Origin of the sequence: Nocardioides salarius (assembly GCF_016907435.1) — a bacterium.
Classification (GTDB): Bacteria; Actinomycetota; Actinomycetes; order Propionibacteriales; family Nocardioidaceae; genus Nocardioides; species Nocardioides salarius.
The window spans coordinates 1,871,314-1,892,651 of record NZ_JAFBBZ010000001.1 but is presented as its reverse complement, the minus strand read 5'-3'; the positions used below and the strand labels follow the sequence as shown (position 1 = coordinate 1,892,651).

At 74.6% G+C, this 21,338-nt stretch carries 13 protein-coding genes; 10 read left to right on the top strand and 3 right to left on the bottom strand.

From position 1 onward, the window contains the following. The first annotated feature begins 34 nt into the window (after positions 1-34). The 8 genes from recC (at position 35) to JOE61_RS09090 (ending at position 12,770) form a co-directional block, all read left to right on the top strand. The gene (gene recC / locus JOE61_RS09125; RefSeq protein WP_193669751.1) at positions 35-3,376 is read left to right on the top strand and encodes an exodeoxyribonuclease V subunit gamma; all 3,342 of its coding nucleotides are present in this window, start codon (positions 35-37) and stop codon (positions 3,374-3,376) included. Continuing rightward, positions 3,373-6,858, top strand: coding sequence for a UvrD-helicase domain-containing protein (locus JOE61_RS09120; RefSeq protein ID WP_193669750.1), 3,486 nt, complete (start codon positions 3,373-3,375; stop codon positions 6,856-6,858). The genes recC and JOE61_RS09120 overlap by 4 nt, the downstream gene beginning before the upstream one ends. Beyond that, entirely contained in the window at positions 6,855-8,741 is a 1,887-nt protein-coding gene (gene recD / locus JOE61_RS09115; RefSeq protein WP_193669749.1) for an exodeoxyribonuclease V subunit alpha, read from the top strand. Before JOE61_RS09120 ends, recD begins: the two co-directional genes overlap by 4 nt. Positions 8,742-8,801: 60 nt before the next feature. After that, on the top strand, positions 8,802-9,416 hold the full coding sequence (locus JOE61_RS09110) for an ACT domain-containing protein (protein WP_193669748.1): 615 nt from the start codon (positions 8,802-8,804) through the stop codon (positions 9,414-9,416). A gap of 123 nt (positions 9,417-9,539) precedes the next feature. Beyond that, positions 9,540-10,457: a 1,4-dihydroxy-2-naphthoyl-CoA synthase gene (locus tag JOE61_RS09105; protein ID WP_193669747.1), complete on the top strand. Its 918-nt coding sequence runs from the start codon at positions 9,540-9,542 to the stop codon at positions 10,455-10,457. Positions 10,458-10,630: 173 nt separating this feature from the next. Beyond that, complete coding sequence (locus JOE61_RS09100) at positions 10,631-11,167, top strand: DUF4333 domain-containing protein (RefSeq protein WP_193669746.1); 537 nt, start codon at positions 10,631-10,633, stop codon at positions 11,165-11,167. Between the two features lie 37 nt (positions 11,168-11,204). Continuing rightward, complete coding sequence (locus tag JOE61_RS09095) at positions 11,205-11,903, top strand: NAD-dependent deacylase (protein ID WP_193669745.1); 699 nt, start codon at positions 11,205-11,207, stop codon at positions 11,901-11,903. A 114-nt stretch (positions 11,904-12,017) separates the two neighbouring features. After that, positions 12,018-12,770, top strand: coding sequence for a LolA-like protein (locus JOE61_RS09090; protein WP_193669744.1), 753 nt, complete (start codon positions 12,018-12,020; stop codon positions 12,768-12,770). 47 nt (positions 12,771-12,817) lie between these two features. On the opposite strand, the gene treZ is transcribed toward JOE61_RS09090, so the two are convergent. The 3 genes from treZ to glgX are packed head-to-tail and all read right to left on the bottom strand — an operon-like array spanning position 12,818 to position 19,204. Continuing rightward, positions 12,818-14,611, bottom strand: a complete 1,794-nt coding sequence (gene treZ, locus JOE61_RS09085; protein ID WP_193669743.1) for a malto-oligosyltrehalose trehalohydrolase — start codon at positions 14,609-14,611, stop codon at positions 12,818-12,820. Beyond that, positions 14,608-16,986, bottom strand: a complete 2,379-nt coding sequence (gene treY, locus JOE61_RS09080; RefSeq protein WP_193669742.1) for a malto-oligosyltrehalose synthase — start codon at positions 16,984-16,986, stop codon at positions 14,608-14,610. Before treY ends, treZ begins: the two co-directional genes overlap by 4 nt. Position 16,987: 1 nt before the next feature. Next, positions 16,988-19,204 (bottom strand): glycogen debranching protein GlgX, encoded by a 2,217-nt coding sequence (gene glgX / locus JOE61_RS09075; RefSeq protein ID WP_193669741.1) that lies wholly within the window; start codon positions 19,202-19,204, stop codon positions 16,988-16,990. 143 nt (positions 19,205-19,347) lie between these two features. Between glgX and JOE61_RS09070 the strand changes: the two genes are divergently transcribed. After that, on the top strand, positions 19,348-20,493 hold the full coding sequence (locus JOE61_RS09070; RefSeq protein WP_193669740.1) for an acyl-CoA dehydrogenase family protein: 1,146 nt from the start codon (positions 19,348-19,350) through the stop codon (positions 20,491-20,493). Between the two features lie 73 nt (positions 20,494-20,566). Beyond that, the gene (locus JOE61_RS09065; RefSeq protein WP_193669739.1) at positions 20,567-21,331 is read left to right on the top strand and encodes a VIT1/CCC1 transporter family protein; all 765 of its coding nucleotides are present in this window, start codon (positions 20,567-20,569) and stop codon (positions 21,329-21,331) included. The last annotated feature ends 7 nt before the right edge of the window (positions 21,332-21,338 follow it).

Sequence of the window (21,338 nt, the reverse complement as noted above, 5' to 3'; positions counted from 1 at the left end):
CGGGCATGTCGGCGGGTCGTGCGATGCTGCCGCCGTGCCGCTCCACCTCCACCGCGCCACGCGCACCGACCGGCTCGCCGACGGCCTCGGCGGGCTGCTCGCCGCGCCGCTGGACGACCCGTTCGCCGAGGAGGTCGTGGTGGTGCCCGCCAAGGGCGTGGAGCGCTGGCTGACGCAGCGGCTGTCCCACACCCTGGGGGCCGGCCCCCGCGGCGGCGACGGCATCTGCGCCGGCGTCCGGTTCCTGACCCCCCACTCCCTGGTCTCGCTGCTGCTCGACCGTGACCGCGACGACGCGTGGGAGCCCGACCGCCTCGTGTGGCCGCTGCTGGCCACCATCGACGACTGCCTCGACGAGCCGTGGTGCGCCACGCTGGCCCACCACCTGGGCCACGGCCGTCGCGGTGACGACGCCGAGCTGCGGCGCGACCGGCGCTGGTCGGTGGCGCGCCGCCTGGCCGGCCTGCTGTCGTCGTACGCCGTGCAGCGGCCCTCGCTGGTCGGTGACTGGCGCGAGGGGCGTGACACCGACGGCGCCGGCCGGAGCCTGCCCGACGACCTGGCCTGGCAGCCCGAGCTGTGGCGCCGCCTGCTGGAGCGGGTGCCCGCCGACCCGCCCGACGTGCGGCTGGCCCGCACCGTGGCCGCCCTCGAGAGCGGTGGCGAGGGTCTCGACCTGCCCGGGCGGCTCTCGCTGTTCGGCCACACCCGGCTGCCCGTCAGCGAGGTCACGCTCCTCGGCGCCCTGGCCGCGCGCCGCGAGGTGCACCTGTGGCTGCCCCAGCCCTCGGCCGCGCTGTGGCGGGCGCTGGGCGACGTCGAGGGACCCGTGCGGCGCCGCGCCGACAGTGCGGCCGAGCTGGCCGGCCACCCGCTGCTGGCCTCGCTGGGCCGCGACACCCGCGAGCTGGCCCGCACCCTGGCCCCCCTCGGCGCGCTCGACGAGCCGCTGGTCGACGAGGAGCCGGCCCCGGCCACCCTGCTGGCCCGGCTCCAGCACGACCTGCGCGCCAACCACGCCCCCGAGCCCCACGAGCGCACCGCCCGGGCCCACGACCCGGCCGACCGCAGCCTGCAGGTGCACGCCTGCCACGGCCCCGCCCGTCAGGTCGACGTGCTGCGCGAGGTGCTGGTCGGGCTGCTGGAGGACGACCCGAGCCTGCAGCCGCGCGACATCCTCGTGATGTGTCCCGACATCGAGACCTACGCGCCCCTGGTCTCGGCCGGGTTCGGTCTCGCCGAGGCCGTGGAGGACAGCCCCGGCGGCGGGCACCCCGCCCACCGGCTGCGGGTGCGCCTGGCCGACCGGGCGCTGAGCAGCACCAACCCGCTGCTCGCCCTGGCGGGGCGCCTGGTCGAGCTGGCCGGCGGCCGGGTCACCGCCTCCGACGTGCTCGACCTCGCCGGCTCCGAGCCCTGCCGCCTGCGCTTCGGCCTCGGCGACGACGACCTCGACCGGATCGCGCGCTGGGTCGGCCAGGCCGGCATCCGCTGGGGCCTCGACGCGCCGCACCGCGCCGCCTTCTCGATGGCCCGCTTCGAGCACAACACCTGGCGAGCCGGGCTCGACCGGGTGCTGCTGGGCGTGGCGATGAGCGGCGACGACCACCGGCGGGTCGGGCGCGGCCTGCCGGTCGACGACGTCGGCAGCTCCGACGTCGACCTGGTGGGCCGGCTCGCCGAGCTGGTCGACCGCCTCGACGGCTGCGTCACGGCGCTCTCGACGGCCGACGACGCCGCGTCGTGGATGAGCGCCCTGGGCGACGGCGTACGGGCGCTCGGCGACGTCGCCCCCGACGACGCCTGGCAGCTCGCCCAGCTCGAGACCGAGCTCTCGCGGGCCGCCGCCGCGGCCGCCGACGGTCCCGACGTGCGGCTGCGCCTGGCCGACGTGCGCGCGCTGCTCGTCTCGCGGCTGGGCGGGCGACCCACCCGGGCCAACTTCCGCACCGGCACCCTGACCGTCTGCACGATGGTGCCGATGCGCTCGGTGCCGCACCGGGTGGTCTGCCTCGTCGGCCTCGACGACGGCGTGTTCCCGCGCAGCCTGGCCCCCGACGGCGACGACGTGCTGGCCCGCGACCCGCTCACCGGCGAGCGCGACGTGCGCAGCGAGGACCGCCAGCTGCTCCTCGACGCCCTGCTCTCGGCCACCGAGACCCTGGTGGTGACCTACACCGGCGCCAACGAGCACTCCGGGGCGCCCCGGCCCCCGGCGGTGCCGCTGGGCGAGGTGCTCGACGCGGCCGACCGCACCTGCGCGACCCCGGTGCGCGAGCACGTGCTGACCCACCACCCCCTGCAGCCCTACGACGCCCGCAACCTGGCCCCGGGCGCGCTGCTGGCCCACGACCCCCGGCCGTTCAGCTTCGACACCGCCGCGCTGGGCGGCGCCCGGGCCGCGGTCGCCGAGCGGGTCCCGCCCGCGCCGCTGCTGGCCGGCGACCTGCCGGCCCTCGAGCCCGGCGACGTCAGCCTGGCCGAGCTGCGCTCCTTCTTCCTGCACCCGGTGCGCAGCTTCCTGCGCCAGCGGCTCGACGTGTCGGCCCCGCTGGAGCCCGACGAGGTGGGCGACGCGATCCCGGTCTCGCTCGACGCGCTGGATGCCTGGGCCGTGGGCGACCACCTGCTGCGCGAGGTGCTCGCGGGCCAGGACCCGGTCGCGGTGATGACCGCGGAGCAGCTGCGCGGCACCCTGCCCCCGGGCGTGCTGGGCGAGCAGGCCCTGCGCGGGGTGGTCGAGGAGTCGCAGAAGCTCTTCGAGCGCACCGCCGACCTGCGCCAGGGCGCGCCGCGCACCCTCGACGTCGACGTCGACCTGGGCGCCGGGCGGCGCCTGACCGGCACGGTCGCCGGTGTCCACGGCTCGAAGGTCCTGTCCCTGGGCTACTCCCGGCTCAAGCCCAAGCAGCGCCTCGCCTCCTGGATCGACCTGCTCGCGCTGTCGGCCGCGCACCCCGACGAGGTGTTCACCGCCCACGCGGTGGGCCGCGAGCGCGCCGGTCCGCGGCGGGCCCTCGCCGGGCCGCTCGACCACCGGGCCGAGGAGTGGCTGCGCCGCCTCGTCGAGCTGCGCGACCTCGGGCTGCGGCGTCCGCTGCCGCTGCCGGTGGCCACGGCGGCGGCCTGGGCCGAGGGCCGGGCGCGCGGCCTGATGGGCGACGACGTGTCGCCCGACGACCTGGCGCGCAAGGCCTGGGAGACCGACCCGCACCACCCCTACGGCATCGAGGGCGAGGACGCCGACCCCTACCACCGTCGCGCCTTCGGCGACGGCGCCGACCTGGGCGTGCTGCTGGCCGCGGGCCTCGGCGAGCACGCGTGGACGGTCTGGGAGCCCCTGCTCACCGGCGCCGAGAGGGTGGGACCGCTGTGAGCGCGCCCGGGTTCGACGTCTGCGCCCCCGACCTGCCCACGCCCGGCACCACCACGCTGCTCGAGGCCAGCGCCGGCACCGGCAAGACCTGGACGATCGGGGCCCTGGTGACCCGCTACGTCGTCGAGGGCACCGCCCGGCTCGACGACATGCTGGTGGTGACGTTCGGACGGGCCGCCAGCCAGGAGCTGCGCGAGCGGGTGCGCACCCAGCTCGTGGAGGCCGAGCGGGCGCTGGCCGGCGACCCCGACGTGCCCGCCGACACCGACCTGCTGCGCCTGGTGGTGGGCGACGGCGACGACCGCGCGCTGCGCCACCGGCGGGTCCTCGAGGCGCTCGCGGGCTTCGACGGCGCCACGATCGCCACCACCCACCAGTTCTGCGCGCTGGTGCTGGAGTCGCTCGGGGTGGCCGGCGACACCGACGCCCGGGCCCGCCTCGTGGAGGACCTCGACGACCTGCTGCGCGAGGTCGTCGACGACCTCTACCTGCGCGCCTTCGCCTACGCCGACGCCGACCCGGTCTTCAGCCACGCCGACGCGCTCGCCATCGCCCGGGCCGCGGTCGGCGACCCCCAGGCCCGCCTCGAGCCGGCCGACGCCGACCCGGCCACCCCGGCCGGTCGCCGGGTCGCCTTCGCCCAGGCCGTGCGCGACGAGCTCGACCTGCGCAAGCGCCGGCTCGGCGTGCTCTCCTACGACGACCTGCTGCTGCAGCTGGCGCGCGCCCTCGAGGCGCCCGGCTCCCCGGCCCGCACCCGCATGCAGGAGCGGTGGCAGCTGGTGCTGGTCGACGAGTTCCAGGACACCGACCCGGTGCAGTGGCAGGTGCTCGACCGGGCCTTCACCGGGGTGGCCACGATGGTGCTGATCGGCGACCCCAAGCAGGCCATCTACGCCTTCCGCGGCGGTGACGTCACGACCTACCTGCAGGCGGCGCGCAGCGCCGACCGGCACGAGACCCTCGGGGTCAACTGGCGCAGCGACGCCGCCCTGCTCGAGGCCACCCAGGCGCTGCTGGCCGGCGCCGAGCTCGGCGACGAGCAGATCGTGGTGCACCCCGTCAGCGCCCACCACCAGCAGCGGCGGCTCGTGGGCGCACCGGTCGAGGCGCCGCTGCGGCTGCGGGCGGTGCGCCGCGACAGCCTGGGCCGCGGCCCGGGCACCTCGCTCGCGGTCGGCCAGGTGCGCCCGCACGTGGCCCGCGACCTGGCCCTCGACGTACGCCGCCTGCTCGCCTCGGGCGCGACGTTCGAGGGCCGCGAGCTCGAGCCCCGCGACGTCGCGGTCATCTCCTACCGCCACGCCGACCTGGCCGCGGCCCAGCGGGCGCTGGTCGAGGCGGGCGTGCCGGCGGTGATCGCCGGCGGCGGCAGCGTCTTCGCCACCCCGGCGGCCGTCGAGTGGCTGAGCCTGCTCGAGGCCCTCGAGCAGCCGCACCGCAGCGCCCGGGTGCGCGCGGCCGCGCTGACCTGCTTCGTCGGGCGCAGCGCCGCGGAGCTCGACGGCGACCCCGGCCCGGGTGGGCGCAGCCGTGACGACGTCACCGACGAGGTGGCCGACGTGCTGCGCCGCTGGGCCGACCTGGCGGCGCGCCGCGGGGTGGCCGCGGTGCTCGAGGCCGCCTCCGCCGCGGGGCTTCCCGCCCGGGTGCTGCGCGAGGTGGGTGGCGAGCGCCGCCTGACCGACCTGCGCCACATCGGCGAGGCGCTCCACGAGACCGCGCAGCGCGAGCACCTGGGGCTGGTCTCGCTGCTGGCGTGGCTGCGCGAGCAGGTCGCCGAGGGGCGCGCGGGCCGCGGGGCCGAGCGCACCCGCCGTCTCGACTCCGACGCGGCCGCGGTGCAGCTGGTGACCATCCACGCCAGCAAGGGCCTGCAGTACCCCGTCGTCTACCTGCCCGCCCTCGCCGACCGGTTCGTGCCCAAGCCGGTGCGCCCGCTCTTCCACGACGACGCCGGGCAGCGCTGCCTCGACGTCGGCGGGCCCCGCGACGCGGCCGCCGACGGCTGGGGCGAGAGCGTGCGGCGCTGGAACGACGAGGAGGCCGGGGAGTGGCTGCGGCTGCTCTACGTGGCGATGACCCGTGCCCAGGCGCAGGTCGTGTGCTGGTGGGCGCCGACCAAGAACGCCCTCGCCTCGCCGCTGCACCGGCTGCTGTGCCGCCCGCAGGGCGACCCCGTGGTGCCGCGCACGCCGCCGGTGCCCGGTGACCACGAGGTCGTCGGGCTCTTCGGCGACTGGGCGCGTCGCGGTGGCCCGGTTCCCGAGGCCGCCCTGTGGGGCGACCCGCCGCCGGCGCCCGCCCGGCCCGCTCCCGGCCGGCTCGAGGCGCGTCGCTTCGCGCGCGACGTCGACACCGCGTGGCGGCGCACGTCGTACTCCGCGCTCACGGCCGCCCCGAGCGCCGAGCGCGCCGCCCCCGGCAGCAGCGTCGCCGGGTCGCCCCCGTCACCCGGGGGTGCAGGTGGGGGCGCCGTGGGCAGCGAGCCCGAGAGCATCCCCAAGGACGACGAGCCCGCCACCCGCCCCGACGCGGTCCCCGCGACGCTCGACGGGGCGAGCCCCGCCGTGGTGCCCGCCGAGCTGCAGGTGGCCTCGCCGATGGCCGACCTGCCCGTGGGTGCGACCTTCGGCTCGCTGGTGCACGCGGTCCTCGAGCACGCCGACCCCGGGGCCGACGACCTGCGCGCCGAGCTGGTGGCCCACGTGCGCGACCAGCTCGTGTGGTGGCCGGTCGACGTCGACCCCGAGGCGCTCGCCGACGCCCTGGTCGCCGTCTGCGACTCGCCGCTGGGCAGCGCCGCGCCGGGGCTGCGCCTGCGCGACGTGGGGCTGCGCGACCGGCTGCGCGAGATGGACTTCGAGCTGCCGCTCTCCGGGGGCGACCTCGCGGAGCCTCTCGAGGCCGGGAGGCCCGAGCAGGAGGTGCGCCTGGGCGACCTCGCACCGCTGCTGCGCCGCCACCTCGACGAGACCGACCCGGTGCGGGGGTACGCCGCGGCGCTCGAGCAGCCGGCGCTGGGCGACCAGCCGCTGCGCGGCTACCTGACGGGCTCGGTCGACGTGGTGCTGCGCGTCGCCGGTCACGCTGGTGATGTAGGTGGCGCGGGCAGCGGGGCGACGCAGCCGGCCCCGCGCTACCTGGTGGTCGACTACAAGACCAACTGGCTCGGCCCGCCCGACGAGCCGCTCACCGCCCACGCCTACCGTCCCGCGGCCCTCGACGCGGCGATGGTGCACTCCGACTACCCCCTGCAGGCGCTGCTCTACGCGGTGGTGCTGCACCGCTTCCTGCGCTGGCGCCAGCCGGGCTACGACCCCGAGCTGCACCTGGGCGGCGTGCTCTACCTCTACCTGCGCGGCATGTGCGGCGAGGCCACGCCCCTGGTCGACGGGGAGCCGTGCGGGGTCTTCCGCTGGACCCCGCCGGTGCCGCTGCTCGAGGCGGTCTCGGACCTGCTGGACGGAGCCCGGCCATGACGACGACACCGACGACACCGACCACCGTCGCGCCCGCGGAGCCGCTCGGCCCGCACGACCGGCGCCGGGCCCGCTCGGCGAGCGGGCTGCTGGCCGGCTTCAACGACACCGGCCTGCTCGAGGCTGCCGACGTGCACGTGGCCCGCCGGGTCGCGGCGCTGGCCGGCGAGGCCGACGAGCAGGTGCAGCTCGCGCTGGCGCTGGCCGTGCGCGGGGTCCGCTCGGGCTCGACCTGCGTCGACCTGTCCGCCGTCCCCGCGCTGCTCGACCACCCCGGCTGGCCCGAGCCCGCGGGCTGGGTCGAGGCCGTCGCGGCGTCCCCGCTGGTCGCCGAGGGCGTCGTGCACCTCGAGGGCGACACCGTCTACCTCGACCGCTACCACCGCCTCGAGAGCCAGGTCTGCGACGACCTGGTCGAGCGGGTGGCCGCCCCGGCCCCCCAGGTCGACGCCGCCGCGCTCGACGCGGCGCGGGCCCGCATCCGCGGCGCCCGGCTCAGCGAGCAGCAGGAACGGGCCGCCGTCGGGGCGGTCGGACGCTCGACCACCGTGCTGACCGGCGGGCCGGGCACCGGCAAGACGACCACCATCGCCCGGCTCCTGGTGCTGCTGGCCGACCAGGCCGCGGCCCGCGGCGAGCGGTTCTCGGTGGCGCTGACCGCCCCCACCGGCAAGGCCGCCACCCGGTTGCAGGAGGCGGTGCTCGCCGAGCTCGCCGACCTCGACCCCGCCGACCGCGAGCGGGTGGGCCGCCCCGAGACCATGACCCTGCACCGGCTGCTCGGCTGGCGCCCCGACAACGCCACCCGGTTCCGCCACGACCGCGGCAACCGCCTCAAGCACGACCTCGTCGTCGTCGACGAGTCCTCGATGGTCGAGCTGACCATGATGGGCCGCCTGCTCGAGGCGGTGCGCCCGCAGGCGCGGCTCGTGCTGGTCGGTGACCCCCGCCAGCTCACCTCCGTGGGGGCCGGGGCGGTGCTCGCCGACGTGGTGCGCGGCTTCGCCGACCACTTCGGCGAGGACGCCCCGGAGTCACCGGTCGCCTCGCTGACCGAGAACTTCCGCTCCACCGAGCACATCAAGGAGCTGGCCGAGGCGCTGCGCGCGGGCGACGCCGACGAGGTGCTGGCCACGCTGCGCCGGCCCAGCGACGAGGTCGAGTTCGTCGAGCTGCCGGCCACGGACCCGACGGGCCAGGAGCCCGGCGCCCGGGCAGCGGGGGGCCAGGCGCTGGCGCAGACGCTGGGCGAGGCGCTGCGGGAGCGCTCCCTCGACCTCGCGCTGCGGGTGCGCCGCCACGCCGCCGCCGGCGAGCACGAGCAGGCCGTGGCGGCCCTCGACACCCACCGGCTGCTCTGCGCCCACCGCGACGGGCCCTACGGCGTGCGCTCCTGGAACCGGCAGGTCGAGCGCTGGCTCGCCGAGGAGGTCGGGGAGCCGGTGCTGGGGGAGTGGTACGTCGGGCGCCCGTTGCTGGTGACGACCAACGACTACGCGCTCGAGGTCTACAACGGCGAGACCGGGGCCGTCGTGCGCGCCCCCGACGGCCGGCTGCGCGCCTGGATCTCCGGCTCCGAGCGGTTGCGCGACTTCGCCCCCGCACGGCTGGAGGCGATCGAGACGATGCACGCGATGACGGTGCACAAGAGCCAGGGCAGCCAGGCCGCGCACGTGACCGTGCTGCTGCCCGAGGCCGACTCGCGGCTGCTGACCCGCGAGCTCTTCTACACCGCCATCACCCGTGCCCAGGAGCAGGTGCGGGTGGTGGCCTCGGAGGCGGCCGTGCGCGCCGCGGTCGCCCGGGAGGCGCAGCGCGCGTCGGGCCTGCGCGACCGGTTGGCCCAGCGGTTGGCCCAGCGGTTGTCGCAGCGCTCGGCATAGCGGTCGCCCGCCGGCCGCGCGTGACACGCGCCCGCAACACGGGCGGGCTAGGGTCGATGCGTGTCCTTCCTGCTGCGTGTCGAGCTGCCCGACGTCCCCGGCTCCCTGGGGCGGCTGGCGACCCGCATCGGTGAGGCCGGCGGCGACATCGAGGCCATCGAGATCGTCGAGAAGCGCGACGACGTGGCCGTCGACGACGTGCTGCTCGAGCTGGTGCCCGGCACCATGCCCGACACGATCGTCTCGGCCTGCCACGCGACGCCGGGGGTCCGGGTGCTGTGGATCAGCCGGTACGCCGCCGGCGGCCAGCTGTTCCTCGACCTCGAGGCCGTCGAGGAGCTGACCGCCAGCCCCACGCAGGCCATCAACCGCCTCGTCGACCTGCTGCCGGTGACCTTCCGGGCCGACTGGGCCGCACGGGTGCACCGCAGCGACGGCATCATGCACGCCACCGACGCGGCGCCGGCGGAGCTGCCGTTCGTCGAGGTCGTGCGCTCCCAGCGCGCCCAGCGCGCCGAGATCGACGGCGACGACAACAACGTCTACGCCGCCGTCGACCTCAGCGACGGCGAGGTCGTGCTGCTGGGGCGCCGCGGCGGCCCCGAGTTCCTCGACTCCGAGCTGGCCCGGGTCGGCCACCTGGCCGCGCTCGCGGTCGGCATCGCCCGACCCTGAGCAGGGTCGACCCGGCCCGGACCTCGCGCCGACCCGGCCCAGATCTCGCGTCGACCCGGCCCAGATCTCGCGTCGACCCGGCCCGGACCGGCAGCTCCCCGGCGCGCCGATACGCTGCTGGCCATGAGCGCCATCGACGGGGTGTCGGAGATCTTCGACGCCGAGGCCTGGGACGTCGTGCCCGGCTTCGAGGACCTGACCGACCTGACCTACCACCGGGCGCGCGCCCACGGCACCGTGCGGGTCGCCTTCGACCGCCCCGACGTGCTCAACGCCTTCCGCCCGCACACCGTCGACGAGCTGCTGCGGGTGCTCGAGCACGCCCGCACCACCAGCGACGTCGGGTGCGTGCTGCTGACCGGCAACGGCCCGAGCGACAAGAACGGCAAGTGGGCCTTCTGCACCGGCGGCGACCAGCGCATCCGCGGCCGCGCCGGCTACCAGTACGCCGAGGGCGAGAGCGCCGAGACCGTCGACAAGGCCCGCCTCGGGCGCCTGCACATCCTCGAGGTGCAGCGGCTGATCCGCTTCATGCCCAAGATCGTCATCTGCGTGGTCCCCGGCTGGACCGCCGGCGGCGGGCACTCGCTGCACGTGGTCTGCGACCTCACGCTGGCCAGCCTCGAGGAGGCCCGCTTCAAGCAGACCGACGCCGACGTCGGCTCCTTCGACGGCGGCTTCGGGTCGGCGTACCTGGCCCGCCAGGTGGGGCAGAAGAAGGCCCGCGAGATCTTCTTCCTCGGCCAGACCTACTCGGCCGAGGAGGGCGCCGCGATGGGCACGGTCAACAAGGCCGTGCCGCACGCCGAGCTCGAGGCCACCGCCCTGGAGTGGGGCCGCCTGATCAACGGCAAGAGCCCGACCGCGCAGCGGATGCTGAAGTACTCCTTCAACGCCATCGACGACGGCCTGGTCGGCCAGCAGCTCTTCGCCGGCGAGACCACCCGCCTGGCCTACATGACCGACGAGGCCGCCGAGGGCCGCGACCAGTTCCTCGAGAAGCGCGACCCCGACTGGTCGCCTTACCCCTGGTACTACTGAGCCGGCCCGAACTTCGCGCCGACCCGGCCCAAACCTCCCGCCGAGCCGGCCCGGACCTCCCGCGGTCCAGACCAGGGACGGGACCTCACGAGAACCGCCCACCCCTGCGGCCCCCGCGAGGGATGCTCAGGGGTCGGGCGCCGTCGTGCGCGCCCCGTCCCCTGGGGGTCCTCGTGCGCCTGCCCGTCCTGTCCCCGTCCCTGGTCGGCGCGGTGCTCGCGCCCGCCCTGCTGCTGAGCGCCTGCAGCGGTGAGATCTCCGTCGGGGGCCCCGGCGCCGTCGACCGGGCCGACCTCGAGGGCGAGGTCTCGGCCAACATGAGCGGGCCCGACGCCGACCGGTACGACGTCGCCTGCGAGGGCGAGCTCGAGGCCGAGGTGGAGGCCACCCAGGACTGCCTGATCACCTTCTCCGACGACGGGTCGACGACGGGCGTGCGGCTGGTGGTCACCGCGGTGGAAGGCGACGAGGTCGAGTTCGAGCAGACCCTCTTCATCCCTGCCGACGAGGTCGCCGACGCGGTCGAGCGCGCGTACGCCGACCCGGGGCTCACGATCGACGAGGTGACCTGCGAGGGCGAGCTGGTCGGCGAGGAGGGCGCGACCACGACCTGCGACATCGTCTCCAGCGCGGGCGACGTGACGGTGGAGGCGACCACCACGACGGTGGACGGGCTCGTCGTGGACTTCGATCTCACGGTGGTGTCCTGAGCCGCACCCGAGGACGCGCTCGGCCTACCCTGGGCCGGTGAGCGTCGTCGTCCTGACCGGAGCCGGCATCTCCGCGGAGAGCGGGGTGCCCACCTTCCGTGACGCCGACGGGCTCTGGGAGGGCCACCACGTCGAGGACGTCGCCACCCCCGAGGCCTACGAGCTGGCGCCCTCGCGGGTGCTGCGCTTCTACGACGAGCGGCGCAGCGCCCTGGCCCGCGTCGAGCCCAACCCCGCCCACCGCGCGCTGGCACGGCTCGAGGAGGCGCTGGGCGACGACCTGCTGCTGGTCACCCAGAACATCGACGACCTGCACGAACGGGCCGGGTCGCGCCACGTCGTGCACATGCACGGTGAGCTGCTCTCGGCGCTGTGCCGCGCCTGCGAGGGCCGGGTGCGCTGGGAGCGCGAGCTGCTCGACCACCCGCCGTGCCCGGGCTGCGGGCACGCCGAGCTGCGCCCCGACGTGGTGTGGTTCGGCGAGATCCCCTACCAGATGGACCTCATCCTCGAGCGCCTCGGCTGCGCCGACACGTTCGTGTCCGTGGGCACCTCCGGGGCGGTCTACCCGGCCGCGGGCTTCGTGCAGCACGCGCGCCGCCACGGCGCCCGCACCCTCGAGCTCAACCTGGTGCCCTCCGAGGGCTCCATGTGGTTCCACGACTCCCGTCACGGCCCGGCCGGCGAGCTCGTGCCCGCCTGGGTCGACGAGGTCCTGGGCGCCCGCACGGGCTGAGCGTCGGCCGTCCTGGGCGCCCCGCCTGTGGAGAGGGTTGTGGAGAGCGCTCGCGGGCCGGCGGCGCACGTGGTGTGATCTGACCACGACCACGCGCGACGAGAGGACCACGACATGGCCGGCTGGGCACGACGTACGGCGGAGGTGGCGGCGCTGCTGGCAGCGAGCGCGGCCCTGGTCGGCTGCGGCGACGACGGGGACGGCTCCTCGGCCGGTGACGACCAGACGGGCGACTCCGCGGGCTCGTCGGCCTTCGCCGAGCAGGAGGGCGCCGAGATCCGCGACGCGTCGGGCGAGGCGATGGGTCAGCTGGAGAGCGTGCGGGTGCGCGGCGACATCACGATGGGTGGCGACGAGATCTCCCTCGACCTGGCCACCAGCACCGCGGGCGACTGCACCGGCACCCTGACCCTGGACGGCGCCGAGGCCGAGGTCCTCAGCGTCGGCGGGCAGGCCTGGTTCCGGCCCAGCGAGGAGTTCTGGACGTCGCAGGCCGGCCCCCAGGCCGACCAGGTCATCGACCTCGTCGCCGGCCGGTGGGTGGTGCTGGGCGAGGACGACGGGTTCGCGGAGTTCTGCGACCTCGACCAGCTGCTCGACGAGCTCGTCGAGAGCGACACCGAGTCGACGTACGAGACCGGTGAGCAGAGCGAGGTCGACGGGATCGCCGTCGTGGCGGTCGAGTCCACCGACGAGGACGGCGAGACCTCGACCGGCTACGTCGCCGTCGAGGAGCCCCACCACCTGGTGCGGATCGAGAAGACCGAGGGCGAGGACACGGGCACGGTGACCTTCACCGAGTTCGACGAGCCGCTCGAGGTCGAGGCACCCGCCGACGAGGACATGGTCGACCTCGACTCACTGTGACCCAGGCGGCCTCGCGACCCGGCTGGTGAGGACCAGCCGGGCCGCGGTCAGGCCCGTACGACGGCGCCGGCGTGCCCGGGCAGCACCAGCAGGCCCTGCGCGTCGAGCTCGGCGCCCGACGCGGTGGCGGCGAGCAACTGCCCCGGACCGGTGTGCACCTCGAGCGGCGTCTCGCCCAGGTTGAGCACGACCTGGAGCCGACCCCGGTGCAGCACCACGAGCCTCGCGGTCTCGTCGACCTCGCACCGGGTGGCCGCGAACGACGGGTCGGTCAGCTCGGGCCACTCCCTTCGCAGCCGGCCCAGCGTGCGGTAGAGCTCGAGCAGCCGCGCGTGCCGCCCGTGCCCGAGCTCGCTCCAGTCGAGCTTGGAGCGCTCGAAGGTCGCAGGGTCCTGCGGGTCGGGCACCACGGCGGGGTCCCAACCCATCTGCTCGAACTCCGCGATCCGGCCCTCTGCCGTGGCGGTGCCCAGGTCGGGCTCGGGGTGGCTGGTGAAGAACTGGAACGGTGTGGAGGCCGCCCACTCCTCGCCCTGGAAGAGCATCGGGGTGAAGGGCCCCAGCAGGGTCAGCATCGCGGCGCAGCCGAGCTGGTCGTCGTCGAGGTGGCCCGGCGCGGGGTCGCTGAGGCGGTCGCCCACGGCCCGGTTGCCGACCTGGTCGTGGTTCTGGTTGGCCACCACCAGCCGCCAGGTGGCGGTGTGGTCGGTGTCGATGGGCACCCCGTGGTCGCGCCCGCGGAAGGAGCTGTGGGTGCCGTCGTGGAAGAAGCCCTGCTCGACGACCTTCTTCAGCGCGGTGAGCGGCTCGAAGTCGGCGTAGTAGCCGGTCGTCTCGCCGCTCAGCGCGACGTGCACGGCGTGGTGGTAGTCGTCGCTCCACTGGGCGTCGAGCCCGCGGCCACCGGCCTCGCGAGGACGGATCATCACCGGGTCGTTGAGGTCGGACTCGGCGATGAGCGTCAGCGGCCGGCGCTGGTGGGCCGACAGGGCCGCCACCTCGACGGCCATCTCCTCGAGCAGGTGCACCTCGGAGTCGTCGGAGAGCGCGTGCACGGCGTCGAGGCGCAGCCCGTCGACGTGGTGGTCGCGCAGCCACATCGCGACGTTGTCGAGGATGTAGCGGCGCACCTCGGCCGACCCCTGGCCGTCGAGGTTGACCAGGTCGCCCCAGGTGTTGCGACCGTCCTTGAGGTACGGCGCGTAGAGCGGCAGGTAGTTGCCCGACGGGCCCAGGTGGTTGTGCACCACGTCCTGGATCACGCCCAGGCCCTTCGCGTGGCAGCCGTCGACGAAGCGCTGGTAGGCCTCGGGGCCGCCGTACGACTCGGCGACCGCGAACCAGGCGACGCCGTCGTAGCCCCAGTTGTGGGTGCCGTTGAAGGCGTTGACCGGCATCACCTCGACCAGGTCGACGCCGAAGTCGACGAGGTGGTCGAGCCGGCCGAGCGCGGCGTCGAGGGTGCCCTCGGGGGTGAAGGTGCCCACGTGCATCTCGTAGATCACCGAGCCGGCGAGCTGGCGGCCGGTCCAGGAGTGGTCGGTCCAGGCGAAGGCCGACGGGTCGTAGGTGCGCGAGAGCCCGTGCACGCCGTCCGGCTGGCGCCGCGAGCGCGGGTCGGGTCGCGGGTCGGGGTCGTCGTCGAGCAGGTAGCCGTAGTCGACCTCGCCCTCCTGAGCGCCCTCGGGCACCGGCCCGTCGGGTGTCCACCAGTCGTCGTCGCCCCGGCGCATCGGCACGGTCTCGCCGGCCACCAGCAGCCGCACGCGCTCGGGCCGCGGGGCCCAGACGTCGAAGCGCCCGCGTCGGTGGCCGTGGCCGGGCGTGGTCGTCGTGGTCATCGGTCCTCCTTGACGAGCAGGGCGACGGGGTAGGTCGCCAGCAGGGTCGCGAGGTCGCCGTCGGTCACCTCGCCGGTCAGCACGTCGCGCCAGCGTCCGGCCGGCAGGTCGAGACGGGTCCCGCCCCAGCCGCCGCGGTCCGCGAGCCCGAGGGGCAGCCGGGTCGCCACCGTGACGGCGCCGCCCCGGTCGAAGGCGACGACGTGGCCGGAGGCCTCGCCGGTCGCGGCGATCGGGGTGTAGCCGGTGAACAGGTCGGCGTGGTCGCGGCGCAGCCGCAGCGCGGCCGTGGTGACCAGCAGCTTGGCGGCGCCGGTGTCATCGACGCCCGACGGGGCGGCCGGGCGCTGCCCGGCGTCGATCCCGGCGAGCAGCCGGGCCCGCAGGTCGAGGTCGACCGGGCGCCGGTTGTCGGGGTCGACCAGCGACTGCTCCCACAGCTCGGAGCCCTGGTAGACGTCGGGCACGCCCGGCAGCGTGGTCGCGAGCAGCTTGGCGGACAGCGCGTTCGACCAGCCCGCGTCGACGACCTCGGCCACCAGGGCCTCGAGCACGCCCCGGACCTCGCGGTCGTCGAAGGCGGCGTCGACGGCGGCGTGCACAGCGGCCTCGTAGGTCTCGTCGGGCTCGGTCCAGGTGGTGCGGTCGCCGGCCTCGCGCATCGCCTTCATCGCGTAGCCGTGCAGCCGCTCGCGCAGCACGTCGTCGGGGTCGGAGCCCCAGGCGCCCAGCACGGCCTGCCACAGCAGGGAGCCGAAGCCCGGGTCGGGCAGCGGCGCCAGCGCCAGCAGCCGGTCGAGCGTCTCCTCCCAGCGCTGCGGCACCTCGGCGAGCACGGTGATGCGCGCGCGCACGTCCTCGCCCCGCTTGGTGTCGTGGGTCGACAGCGTCGTCATCGCGTGCGGCCAGTCACGCTGGCGCGCCGCGAGGTGCTGGTGCAGCTCGTCCACCGGCAGCGAGAACTCGTGGGGGTCGCCGCCGACCTCGTTGAGCGAGGTCAGGCGCGAGTAGCGGTAGAACGCGCAGTCCTCGACGCCCTTGGCCATCACCATCCCGCTGGTCTGCTGGAAGCGGCGGCAGGCGTCGAGCGAGGGGTCGCGCAGCCACGGCTCGATGGTGTCGAGGGTGGCGGCCAGGTCGGGGCGGCGCTCGCGGGCGGCCGCGAACGCCTGGTCGACGTGCTCGGCGCCCTCGGGCAGGTAGGAGCGGTAGACGGGGAAGCAGGCCATCAGCTCGGCGACCGCGTCGGCGGTGCTCGAGGGCACCCGCTCGGGCACGTCGCGGCGCAGGTCGCGCACGATGCGCCGCACCTCGCTGTGCAGGATGCCGTCGGCCACCTCGCGCTTGAGGTCGTGCACCATCGCGGGGTAGTCGACGACCTCGCCGTCGGGCAGCCCGCGCAGCCGCGCCTCGAGCGCGTCGAGCGGCGCCTGACCCGCGGGGTCGGTGAGCACCCGGTCGACCCAGGCCAGGGCGTCGTACCCGGTGGTGCCGTCGGTGGCCCAGCTGGTCGGCAGCGCCTCGCCGGGCTCGAGGATCTTCTCCACCAGCGTGTACGCCGACCCGGTGAGCTCGGCGAGGTCGTCGAGGTAGCCCTTCGGGTCGCGCAGGCCGTCGGGGTGGTCGACGCGCAGCCCGTCGACGAGGCCCTCGGTGAACCAGCGGCGGATCTCGACGTGGGTCTCGTCGAAGACCTCGGGCTCCTCCACCCGCACCGCGGCGAGGGTGTTGACGGCGAAGAAGCGGCGGTAGTTCAGCGCGTCGTCGGCGCGGTGCCAGTCGACGAGCTCGTAGTGCTGGCGCGCGTGCACGGCCTGCGGGTCGTCGTCGACGCCCTCAGCGGTGCCGTGGGCCACGGGGAAGGCCTGGTCCCAGTAGTGCAGCTCGAGGCCGCGCTCGCCCTCGACGAGGCGCAGGTGGTCGACCTGCCCGTCGGGCAGCAGGTCGTCGTCGCCGACGACGGGGATGCGCAGGCGCTGGTCGGCGGTGTCCCAGTCGATGTCGAAGGCGCCCGCGTGCTCGGCGTCGCGGCCGTCGCGCAGCACCTCCCACCACCACGGGTCCTCGCTGGGCGTGGCGACCCCGACGTGGTTGGGCACGATGTCGACGAGCACGCCCAGGCCCAGGCGCCGGGCCTCGGCGCTGACGGCGTCCAGGCCCTCCTCGCCGCCGCGGGACTCGTCGAGGTGGTCGTGGGCGACCACGTCGTAGCCGTGGCTGCTGCCGGGCTCGGCGGCCAGGAGCGGCGAGAGGTAGACCCAGTCGACGCCCAGGTCGTGCACGTAGGCCAGCCGGCGGGCCACCTCCGGCAGGTCGAGGTCGGCGCTGACCTGGAAGCGGTAGGTCGACACCGGCCGGCGGGTGGGACCACCCACGTCAGGCCTCCTCGCCGGTCGCGGTCTGGGACTGCGCGGCCATCGAGGCGGCCACCGAGTGGTCCACGTCGGCCTCGGGGGCGGCGTACTCCTGGAGCACCAGCACGCTGCGCGAGGCCATCGTGACGACGCTGTCGGGGTCGAGCGGCTCGGGACGGTCGCCGTTGCCGGCGGTGTTGATGGCGACCTGCCAGCGCGCGGCGTACTCCTCGGGGGGCAGGGTCACCTCGACGTCGAAGTCGGCGGCGTTGAAGTAGAGCAGGAAGTGGTCGTCCTCGATGACCTGGCCGCGCGGGTCGCGCCCGGCGATGCCGTGGCCGTTGAGGTACATCCCGAGCACCCGGTCGTCGCCCTCCCAGTCCTCGTCCTCCATCGGGCGCCCGGAGGGGTGCAGCCACACGATGTCGTTGAGCCGCTCGGCGCCCTCGGGGCCGGTGCGCACGGTGTTGCCGGTGAAGAAGCGCTTGCGGCGGAAGGTCGGGTGCTCGGCGCGCAGCCGGGAGACCGCGGCGGTGAACTCCACCAGCGGGGTGTCGAGGCGGTCCCAGTGCATCCAGGCGATCTCGGAGTCCTGGGCGTAGGTGTTGTTGTTGCCGTCCTGGGTGCGCCCGGCCTCGTCGCCGTGCAGCAGCATCGGCACGCCCTGGCTCAGCAGCAGCGTGGTGAGGTGGTTGCGCTGGGCGCGGGCCCGCAGCTCGAGGACCGCCGCATCGTCGGTGGGCCCCTCGACGCCGTGGTTCCACGAGCGGTTGTGGCTCTCGCCGTCGTTGTTGTCCTCGCCGTTGGCCTCGTTGTGCTTGTCGTTGTAGGACACGAGGTCGCGCAGCGTGAAGCCGTCGTGGGCGGTGACGAAGTTGATGCTCGCGAAGGGGCGCCGGCCCGACTGCTCGTAGAGGTCGGAGGAGCCGGAGAGCCGGCTGGCGAACTCGCCCAGCGACGGCTCGCCGCGCCAGAAGTCGCGCACGGTGTCGCGGTAGGCGCCGTTCCACTCGGTCCACTGCGGCGGGAAGCCGCCGACCTGGTAGCCGCCGGGGCCCACGTCCCACGGCTCGGCGATCAGCTTGACCTGGCTCACGACCGGGTCCTGCTGGACGAGCTCGAAGAACGTCGCCAGCCGGTCGACCTCGTAGAACTCGCGCGCCAGCGCGGAGGCCAGGTCGAAGCGGAAGCCGTCGACGTGCATCTCGGTGACCCAGTAGCGCAACGAGTCCATGATCAGCTGCAGCGAGTGCGGGTGGCGCACGTTGAGCGTGTTGCCGGTGCCCGTGTAGTCCATGTAGTAGCGCGGGTCGTCCTCGACGAGGCGGTAGTAGGCCTGGTTGTCGATGCCCTTCATGCTCAGGGTCGGGCCCAGGTGGTTGCCCTCGGCCGTGTGGTTGTAGACCACGTCGAGGATCACCTCGATGCCGGCGGCGTGCAGCTCCTTGACCATCGCCTTGAACTCCTGGACCTGCTGGCCGCGACCGACCCCGGCGTGCGCGGAGGCCGAGTAGTCGGCGTGCGGGGCGAAGAAGCCCAGGGTGTTGTAGCCCCAGTAGTTGCGCAGCCCCTTCTCGAGCAGCGTGTTGTCCTGGATGAACTGGTGCACCGGCATCAGCTCGACCGCGGTCACCCCGAGCTTCTTGAGGTGCTCCACGACCGACGGGTGCGCGACGCCGGCGTACGTGCCGCGCAGCTCCTCGGGGACGTCGGGGTGCAGCTGGGTCAGGCCCTTGACGTGGGCCTCGTAGACGACCGTGTCGTTGTAGTCGACGCGCGGGCGGCGGTCGCCCTCCCAGTCGAAGAACGGGTTGATGACCACGCCGAGGGTCATGTGCGGCGCGGAGTCGTCGTCGTTGCGGGAGTCCTCCTCGCCGAAGGTGTAGGCGAAGAGGCTGGGGTCCCAGTCGATCTCGCGCCAGGTCGCCTTGGCGTAGGGGTCGAGCAGCAGCTTGTTGGGGTTGCAGCGCAGGCCCTGCTCGGGGTCCCACGGGCCGTGCACGCGGTAGCCGTAGCGCTGCCCGGGCTGGATCGTCGGCAGGTAGCAGTGCCAGACGTGCGCGTCGACCTCCTGCAGCTCCACGCAGGTCTCGAGCAGCGGCCCGTCGGGGTGCTCGGGGTCGTCGTCGAAGAGGCACAGCACGACGCTGTCGGCCACCTCGCTGAAGAGCGCGAAGTTGGTGCCGCTCCCGTCGAACGTCGCGCCGAGCGGGTAGGCGGTTCCGGGCCAGGTCTCCATGCGGGTGGTGCTCCCTCGAGTGCGTGGGTGGTGCGGGTTGGATCGATCAAAGCACGGGCGGGCCCCGTCCATGCCCACCCGCAAGGGGGCCTTCCCCGCTCGCTGCTGTGCCACACGCGCTACCCGCCGGTAGCATGTGCGCCATGAAGCGGAGCATCTTTGACGAGGACCACGAGGCCTTCCGCGCGTCTGTGCGCGAGTTCCTGGAGCGGTCGGTGATCCCGGACGTCGAGCAGCACGCGGCCGACAAGGCCCTGCCGCGCGAGTTCTGGCTCGAGGCCGGCAAGCAGGGGTTCCTGGGCCTGGAGATCCCCGAGGAGTACGGCGGCGTGGGCGCCGGGGACTACCGGTTCAACGCGGTCGCCGCCGAGGAGCTCAACAAGGTCAACGCCGCGCTGGGCTCGTGCTGGGGCATCCACGCCGACATCACCGCGCCGTACATCGTCGAGCTCGGCACCGAGGAGCAGAAGCAGCGCTGGCTGCCCGGCGTCGCGGCCGGCGAGATCCTGCTCGCCATCGGCATGACCGAGCCCTCCGGCGGCTCCGACCTGGCCGCGCTGAAGACCACCGCCGTGCGCGACGGCGACCAGTGGGTCATCAACGGCTCCAAGACCTTCATCACCAACGGCTACTCCGCCGACCTGGTGATCACCGCGGTGCGCACCGACCCCGAGAAGGGCGCGCGCGGCATCACGCTCTTCGCCATCCCCTCCGACGCCCCGGGCTTCAGCCGCGGGCGCAAGCTCGACAAGGTCGGCCAGGACGAGTCCGACACCGCCGAGCTGTTCTTCGAGAACGTGCGCCTCGGCGACGACCACGTCATCGGCGAGCTCGGCGGCGGCTTCATCGCGATGATGCAGAAGCTCCCGCAGGAGCGCCTGGGCTGCGCGATCTCCAACGTGCACCACGCCAAGCAGATCCTGGTCGAGACGCTGCAGTACACCAAGGACCGCAAGGCCTTCGGACAGTCGATCGGGCAGTTCCAGCACAACAAGTTCCTGCTCGCCGAGCAGTTCACCGCTATCGAGGTCGCCGAGGCGTACGTCGACCAGTGCGTCGTGGCCCACGACAAGGGCGAGCTCACCCCGGTCGACGCGGCCAAGGCCAAGTGGTGGACCAGCCAGGTGCAGAACGACGTGCTCGACCACTGCGTGCAGCTGCACGGGGGCTACGGCTTCATGAACGAGTACCGCGTGGCGCGGGCCTGGCGCGACGCCCGCGTCTCGAAGATCTGGGCCGGCTCGAACGAGATCATGAAGGAGCTCATCGGCCGCGACCTCGGCCTCTGAGCGCCCCGGCGGGGCCGCTGAGCGCAGCCTCACCTTCGTTGTCGGGGGTCGTGGGTCCACGGATGATGGACCCATGACCCCCGAGACGAGATCCGCGCTCGACCCCGATCTCGACCTGTCCACGGTCGAGGTGGCCCGTCACGACGACGAGCCGCACGGCAGCAGCATCAACAACCGTCTCAACTGGCTGCGCGCCGCGGTGCTGGGCGCCAACGACGGGATCGTCTCGACCGCCGGCGTGGTCGTCGGCGTCGCGGGCGCGACCACCGACCGCAACGCGATCCTGGTCGCCGGCGTCGCCGCGGTCGCCGCCGGGGCGATGAGCATGGGGGCGGGCGAGTACGTCTCGGTGAGCACCCAGAGCGACTCCGAGCAGGCGCTGCTCGACAAGGAGCGCCGCGAGCTCGAGGAGGAGCCCGAGGAGGAGCTCGCCGAGCTCGCCGCCATCTACGTCGGCAAGGGGCTCGACGAGGACCTGGCGCTGCAGGTCGCCCTGCAGCTGACCGGGCACGACGCCCTGGGCGCCCACGCCGAGGCCGAGCTCGGCATCGACCCCGACGACCTGACCAGCCCCTGGGCGGCGGCCGGCGCCTCGATGCTGGCCTTCACCATCGGCGCGCTGCTGCCGCTGCTGACCATCCTGCTCGTCGTCGCCGACCTGCGCGTGGGCGTGACCATGGGCACGGTCGCCCTGGCCCTGGCCCTCACCGGCTGGGCCAGCGCCAAGCTGGGCTACGGCCCCACCGGCCGGGCGGTGCTGCGCAACGTCGCCGGCGGCCTCTTCGCCATGGCCGTCACCTACCTGATCGGCACCCTCCTCGGCGCCCACGTCGTCTGACCCGGCC